We start from the raw sequence: 6,338 nt of genomic DNA, 5'->3' as shown, positions 1-6,338 counted from the left end.
CCCGACCACCAGATCGTAGGACGCGATGAGGTCGCCGACGGCGGGGGCGAGCGTGGAGAAGTGCGTGACGACGCCGAGGCCGCGGCCGCCGACCACCCGGGCGCCCCGGGCGTACGCGTGAGCCGAACCTGACGTCATCGTCTGGCAGCCTGCTCCTCACCGTCGCGGCCGGACGCGGGGCCTGTTACCCGGCCGGAACGGAGCTCGAGAGGGCCGGCGGCTACATACGGCCGGGGAGGTTCTCGAGACGGGCGGCGACGTCGGCCGCCTCCGGTGAGTTCGCGGTGGCGAACAGCGTCCGGGCCCGGGTCCACGCGCCCTCCGCGGCTCGGACGTCGCCGTCGGCGAGCAGGACGGCGCCCAGGGCGTCCAGCGCCCGCGCCTCCCAGAGCGGCGTACGGATCTCGGCGCACCTGGCGGCGGCCTCGCGGAGCAGGGCGACCGCCCGCTCGTGGTCGTGCTCCCCGGCGTGGCACCGGCCCAGGACGGTCAGGACGCGGGCGCCGAGCAGGCGCTCACCCGCCTCGCGGGCGAGCGTCAGGGCCTCGTGCAGCAGTGTCCGGGCCTGCTCGAACTCCCCGCGGTGCAACAGCACCTCGCCGAGGCCGCACCGCGCGGCGGCACCGCCCTGCGGGTCCCGGATCTCGTCGGTGACGCCCGCCAGCCGGGTGAACACCCGCTCGGCCTCGTCCAGCTCGCCCAGCCCGAGGTGGAACCGGCCGATCTGGTCGAGGAGCTGCGGGTGGTAGCGCTCTCCGTCGGCCCCGCCGACGAGCGACCGCGCGGCGTCGAGGTACGGCAGGGCGAGATCGGGGCGGGCCAGTTCCAGGTGGATCTGGCCGATGCAGCGCAGGCAGATGACCTCGGCGCCGTGGTCCCCCGCGCGCCGGAGCCCGGTGAGAGCCTCCTGGTAGCGGGGCAGCGCCTGGTCATGGCGACCGCTCATGTGGTGGACGTACGCCGCCATGGTCAGGCACAGCGCGCGACCGTGCTCCTCGCGCACGCTCTCGAAGATCCGGGTCGCCGAGTCCAGGTACTCCATGGCCTGCGCGTAGCGCTGGCGGGCGACGGCGAGGTGGGCGAGTCCCGTCAACGCGAAGGCCTCTCCCCGCTGGTTCCCGGCGCGGCGGGTCACGGCGAGCGCCGTCTCCGCCGTGACCCGCCACTCGTCGTGGTGGGCGACCGTCTCGAAGACGGACCACAGGCTGCACGCCAGGTCCCAGCACAGCTCGTCCAACCCCAGCCGGGCCGCCTGGTCGACGGTGGCGAGCAGGCTCGGCCGTTCGCTCTCGTACCAGGCCACCGGATCCGCGCACAGCTCGACGGGGGCCGGCCAGCGCGGGGCGGAACCGTGGAGAACGGCGTAGTCGCCGCCGAACAGCCCGATGTGCGCCTGTTCCGCGAGCGCCAGCCAGCCGCCGAACGCCCGCGCGAGCGCGGCCCGCCGGTCGGACGGGTCGTCCTGGCGTTCGGCGAGTTCGCGGGCGTAGACCCGGACGAGGTCGTGGAACCGGTAGCGGACCCCGGGCCCGTCCGCGCTCCGCACGTCGAGCAGCCGGGCGTCGAGGAGCTCGTCGAGATGACGCTCCGCCCGCCCGGGCGTGACGCCGAGGAGGGCGGCCGCGACCCAGGAGGCGAAGTCCGGCGCGTCGAGCAGGCCGAGGAGACGGAAGAGCCGTTTCGCGTCCGCGTCCAGTCCCGCGTAGCTCAGCGACAGTCCGGCCCGCACGGCGAGGTCGCCGACGGCGAGTTCGTCGAGGCGGGATCTCTCGTCGCGCAGCCGGCGCGTCAGGTCCGTCAGCCGCCAGTGCGGCCGGGTCCGCAGCCTCGCCCCGCAGATCCGGACCGCCAGGGGAAGCCCGCCGCACAGCGCCGCGATCTCCAGGGCCTCGTCGGGCTCGGCCGCCACCCGGTCGGCGCCGGCGATGCGCCCAAGGAGCTCGACGGCCGGTCCGGAGTCGAACACCTCCAGGTCCAGGTGGTGCGCGCCCTCCAGGCCGGCCAGGTGCCGCCGGCTGGTCAGCAGTACGGCGCAGGTCGGCGTACCGGGGAGCAACGGGCGCACCTGGGCCTCGTCGGCGGCGTTGTCCAGCACGACGAGGACGCGCCGAGGGGCCAGCAGGCTGCGGTACATCGCGGCGCGCTCGTCCAGCGTGTCGGGGATCTTCTGGCCGTCCACGCCCAGTGACCGGAGGAAGCGGGCCAGCACGTCAGCGGGCGCGAGCGGCGCGTCATAGGCGCGGAGGTCGACGTGGAGCCGGCCGTCGGGGAACACGTCCTCGACCCCGTGCGCCACGTGCACGGCCAGCGTCGTCTTGCCGACGCCCGCCATGCCGGCGATCGCCGAGATCACGATCGTCCTGGCCTCTCCGTCGACGAGCAGCCGGGTCAGCTCCCGTACGGGGGCGGCCCGGCCGGAGAAGTCGCCGGCGTCGGGCGGAAGCTGCGCCGGTCGCGGCACCGGGGCCGCTCCGGCCGGATCCTCGGCGGGCCAGGCGGCCTCGGTCCCGCCGACCGCGAGCCGTTTGCGCGCCACCAGCCATGGCACCGGGTCGACGCCGCACGCCCGGACGAACACCTCGACGAACTCCTCGCGCGGCAGGGTGTCGCGCTGCAGCGCCGTGGCGATCGTGCTGTACGGGAGAGGCACCCCCTGCACCCCGCTGCGCTTCTCCACCTGCCGGTAGGTCAGCCCGGACCAGGCGCGCAGCCGTCGGAGCAACGCGGTGAACTCCTGTGCCGTCACGGCTTCGCGCGGATCCGGAAACGCACCGTTCGCAGCGTCCTGCGCCGCCAAGAGGTCTCCCCTGCCGTCGATTCGGCCCATGCGGCGTGGGCCGGTGTTCGCGAGGAATCCGGCTTCCTATCTACCTGATCTTCGAAGGCCGTGCGCGGCGGAGCGCATTTCGGTCACCCGCTAATGAGCCGATATCGCGCTGATCAATCCGGGTCGGTGGGCAGGAGGGTGCCGAGCGGGCCGAGGTCGAGGTTCAAGTCCGACATCGACAGGCCGAACCGCTCGCACAGCTCCTCCATCGCCTCTTCCAGGCGCATCAGCGTCACGCCGATCTCCTCGACCTGTTCGTCGGACAGGTCGCCCTGGTCGACCCGCCGGATGCACTGGCGCTCGACCAGCTGCCGTACGAGTTCGACCACGGTGAGGACCAGCTGCGCCAGGTCGCGCTGGACGGTCTCGGAGTCGGCCTCGATGCGCCGGCCGCCGCGGCGCACCGGGGCGCCCGCGGGGAGAACGGCGTCCGGGTCGTGCGGACGGGCGTCGAAGGGCTCGGTCACGGTGCCACCGTCCCCGGGGGGTCGGATCGTCGCGGTGCGATGACGTCGTCGCCGCCGACCGAGCCGATCAGCACCCGCAGCGAGATCCGGACCAGGTCGACGTCGGCGATGGACAGGGTCAGGTCGCCGCTGATGACGACGCCGCCGGCGAGGAGGCGGTCGAGCAGGTCGACCAGCGCCACGCGCTGTGCCGGGACGCCGCCTCGTACGGCCGGCGGGCGCTCGACGGAACGGTCGACCGTCACGCGGCCCCTCCCGCTCCGGGTTCGCCGACCGTGAAGGAGTACGGCGCCCACGGCCCGGTGAGCTGAACGTCCAGCTCCGGGTCGCGGAGCGCGGCGACCGCGGCGGCGAACTCCTCGCCCCGCTCGTCGTCGACGAGGTACGCGCCGTTCAGCACCATCCAGTCGTCCCGGCCGGACAGCTGCGGGTCCTGCGCCCGGTGGTGCCGGCGCGCCACCGCGATCCCCGCGAGGACGGAGTCGATCCGCTCGGCGCGCGAGGCCGCACGGCGCCATGCCTCCTCGCGCGTGCGCAGGTTCGTCCGGCGCCGCTTCAGGTACGCCGTCCCCGGGCGGCCCGACGGGCTCTCCGACGCGTCGCCGGCCCCCGTGTCGTCCGGTGCGCCGCCCTGCGGAGTGGCGAAGACCTTCACACCCCACTCCCGGCGCCCGGCGACGCGGGCGAGGACGTCCGCGAGCTCCTCGGCGCGGTCGCGCAGGAGACCCCGAATCTGCTCGTCGCCCCGGTAGACGGTCACGAGCCGTACGGGGGCGACCGGGCCGGTCTCCGCCGCCGCCTCGACGACCTGGTGATGGGCCCGCGCCGTCGCCTCCAGCCACGCCAGGTCCTCCAGGTTCCGTTTCAGGGCGGCCTCGCCGAACTGCGCGAGCGGCACCGTCCCCACGTACGCGGCGAGCCCGGCCTCCGTGACCGTCCGGACCGGCGCGCCCAGCAGCCCGGTCAGGCCCGGCGGCAACGGCGCCCCGGTGTCCCGGGCGATGGCGTACAGGTACGTTCCCGTCTCAGTCACGGCGGCGCTCCGGGTCGATCCGACGGCGCTCCGGCTCCTCGGCACGGCGGTGCTCCGCCTCCGAACGCGGCTCCTCGTACGGCGCCTCCATGGCCCGCCGGCCGCGCCGCCCCTCCTCCAGGTCGGCGACCCGCTCCCGCAGCCGGCGGTTCTCCTCTTCCAGGCCGCGCCGGTCGCCGGTCAGCCACGGGTCGTGCTCCCACCAGTCGATCCCCAGCTCGCGCGCGGTCTCCACCGACACGATCAGCAGCCGCAGCTTGATGGTGAGCAGCTCGATGTCGAGGAGGTTCACCTGGATGTCGCCGGCGATCACGATGCCCTTGTCGAGGACGCGCTCCAGGATGTCGCCGAGGTTGGCCCCCTCCCGCCCGCCGCTCGGCCCGGCACCGTACGGGGTGACGTACCCGCCGGTCATGAGGCCTCCTTCGTCGGCCCCATGACCAAGGTGCTCTGCTTACCGATGCCCTCGCTTCGCTCGGTCATGTCGTCGGCCCCATGACCAAAGGTGCTCTGCTTACCGATGCCCTCGCTTCGCTCGGTCATGATGCCTCGCTGCGGCCGCGCGGGTAGCGCTGGATCCGGCGGTACGCGACGAGGCCGCCCTCCTCGTCGACCTCGACCTCGTACAGCGCCAGCGTGTCCGAGGAGGAGGGGACGCGCCGGGCCTCGAGCAGTTCGACGCCGGCGACCCAGCCGTTCTCCGCCGGACGTATCGACACCACGCCCTCCGTGGTCTTGCCCGTGAGCGCGGTGATCTCCCGGCGTGCGGCGTGCGCCGCCTCCGCCGCCGACAGCCGCCGGGACCCGGCCGCACCCCGGCGCCCCGACCGCGGTTCGTCCTCCTCGTAGTCGTCGGCCTCGTACTCGGCGTCGTAGTCCTCGTCCACGTCGTCATCGAGCCGCCCGCGCGCACGTTCCGGCCGGCCTCTGCGGCTGACGGACACGGTTTCTCCCTTCCGGCGGGGCGGCCGGAACCCGCTAGGGGGCGCCGGTGGCCGGACCGCCGATCAGTCGGCCGAGGATCTCCTGCTGGGCCTCGGCCTCTTCCTCCTCCGAGATGAGACCGGCCTGCCGCCGCCGCTCGATTTCCTCCAGCTGCGCGCGGATCGCCGTCGGGCTGGTGAGCTGCTGCTCGACCTGCTGTTCGATGAGCTCACCCAGCTTGATCACGCCCTGCACCGGAAGGAACGGCAACGTGAGGATCGAGGAGACCAGGCCCATGGCTCAGCCTCCCGGTCCGGGCGTGATGACGAAGTCGTACGGCGCCATCGGGCCGAGCAGGCGGAGACCGACCCGCCCCTGCCACTCTTCGGCGATCTTCGCCACCGCCTTCTCGAACTCCGACCGCCGGTCGGTCTCGACGAGGAAGGCCACCTGGACGGCGTCCTCCGGGTGCGTCGGCCGCCGCAGGACGTTCGCCTGCGAGTACTCCGCCAGGGCCTGGGCCGCCCACTGGGTGTCGACGTCGCGCTTGGCGGAGATCGCCTGCTCGATGAACTGCCCGAGCCGGATCCGGGCGTCCCGGGTGAGCTCCTCGGGACGGTCACGGATCCGCTCCAGCAGGCTCGCCGCGTCCGGGTTCTCCGCGATGATCTCCCGGAGCACGGCGCGCTCCTCGTAACGGCCCTTCACGACGTACTCGACCCGCCCCTCGATCTCGTCCAGCGCCGCGAGGAACTGATCGTGGTTGGCGGCCAGCAGCTCCTGCTCCACCGCCTCCCGGCTCGCGAGGACCGCGCCGAACCGTAGCGGGAGGACGGGGACCTCCACGGCGGCGTCGTCCAGGAGCCGCTCGTGCGCGGTGAGGTCCTCCGGCCGGCCGATCGGCCCGCCCAGGTCGATTTCGCTGACGAGTGCCGCGATGTCCCCGTGCCGCACGAGGTCGACGTCGCCGTCCCGCAATCCGCGGGCGTCAGGGGTCAGCTCCACGTCACCCGGCAGGATGCCGTAGACGTAGCAGCCGACGTTCCGGGTCTGCTGGGCCTCGCGGGCCTGTCCAGGCGCCGTCATC

At 73.8% G+C, this 6,338-nt stretch carries 9 protein-coding genes; all 9 read right to left on the bottom strand.

The features are described from left to right. Positions 1 to 220 precede the first annotated feature (220 nt). Entirely contained in the window at positions 221 to 2,746 is a 2,526-nt protein-coding gene (locus AB0L00_RS36235) for a tetratricopeptide repeat protein (protein ID WP_364441873.1), read from the bottom strand. Between the two features lie 194 nt (positions 2,747 to 2,940). Further along, positions 2,941 to 3,294 (bottom strand): gas vesicle protein K, encoded by a 354-nt coding sequence (locus AB0L00_RS36230; protein ID WP_364441872.1) that lies wholly within the window; start codon positions 3,292 to 3,294, stop codon positions 2,941 to 2,943. Next, positions 3,291 to 3,539, bottom strand: coding sequence for a gas vesicle protein (locus AB0L00_RS36225; protein ID WP_364441870.1), 249 nt, complete (start codon positions 3,537 to 3,539; stop codon positions 3,291 to 3,293). The genes AB0L00_RS36230 and AB0L00_RS36225 overlap by 4 nt, the downstream gene beginning before the upstream one ends. Then, complete coding sequence (locus AB0L00_RS36220) at positions 3,536 to 4,327, bottom strand: GvpL/GvpF family gas vesicle protein (RefSeq protein WP_364441868.1); 792 nt, start codon at positions 4,325 to 4,327, stop codon at positions 3,536 to 3,538. Before AB0L00_RS36220 ends, AB0L00_RS36225 begins: the two co-directional genes overlap by 4 nt. Further along, positions 4,320 to 4,742 carry a gas vesicle protein gene (locus AB0L00_RS36215; RefSeq protein ID WP_364441867.1) on the bottom strand — a complete coding sequence of 141 codons (423 nt, stop codon included), beginning with the start codon at positions 4,740 to 4,742 and terminating at the stop codon, positions 4,320 to 4,322. The genes AB0L00_RS36220 and AB0L00_RS36215 overlap by 8 nt, the downstream gene beginning before the upstream one ends. Beyond that, positions 4,739 to 4,870: a hypothetical protein gene (locus AB0L00_RS36210; protein WP_364441866.1), complete on the bottom strand. Its 132-nt coding sequence runs from the start codon at positions 4,868 to 4,870 to the stop codon at positions 4,739 to 4,741. Before AB0L00_RS36210 ends, AB0L00_RS36215 begins: the two co-directional genes overlap by 4 nt. Beyond that, positions 4,867 to 5,271, bottom strand: coding sequence for a gas vesicle protein GvpO (gvpO, locus tag AB0L00_RS36205; RefSeq protein WP_364441865.1), 405 nt, complete (start codon positions 5,269 to 5,271; stop codon positions 4,867 to 4,869). The genes AB0L00_RS36210 and gvpO overlap by 4 nt, the downstream gene beginning before the upstream one ends. A 34-nt stretch (positions 5,272 to 5,305) precedes the next feature. Next, the gene (locus AB0L00_RS36200; RefSeq protein WP_364404357.1) at positions 5,306 to 5,548 is read right to left on the bottom strand and encodes a gas vesicle protein GvpG; all 243 of its coding nucleotides are present in this window, start codon (positions 5,546 to 5,548) and stop codon (positions 5,306 to 5,308) included. Between the two features lie 3 nt (positions 5,549 to 5,551). Further along, complete coding sequence (locus AB0L00_RS36195; RefSeq protein ID WP_364441863.1) at positions 5,552 to 6,337, bottom strand: GvpL/GvpF family gas vesicle protein; 786 nt, start codon at positions 6,335 to 6,337, stop codon at positions 5,552 to 5,554. Between the last annotated feature and the right edge of the window lies 1 nt (position 6,338).

The sequence above is a fragment of the Actinoallomurus sp. NPDC052308 genome, from assembly GCF_040679195.1.
GTDB classification, from domain to species: Bacteria; Actinomycetota; Actinomycetes; order Streptosporangiales; family Streptosporangiaceae; genus Actinoallomurus; species Actinoallomurus liliacearum.
This window is presented reverse-complemented; position numbering and strand designations above follow the sequence as displayed.

What these genes read in the sequence shown, in the direction of transcription:
- AB0L00_RS36215 (WP_364441867.1), bottom strand. Translation starts at nt 4,742, where the DNA reads ATGACCGGCGGGTACGTCACCCCGTACGGTGCCGGGCCGAGCGGCGGG.
- AB0L00_RS36210 (WP_364441866.1), bottom strand. Translation starts at nt 4,870, where the DNA reads ATGACCGAGCGAAGCGAGGGCATCGGTAAGCAGAGCACCTTTGGTCAT.
- AB0L00_RS36200 (WP_364404357.1), bottom strand. Translation starts at nt 5,548, where the DNA reads ATGGGCCTGGTCTCCTCGATCCTCACGTTGCCGTTCCTTCCGGTGCAG.
- AB0L00_RS36195 (WP_364441863.1), bottom strand. Translation starts at nt 6,337, where the DNA reads ATGACGGCGCCTGGACAGGCCCGCGAGGCCCAGCAGACCCGGAACGTC.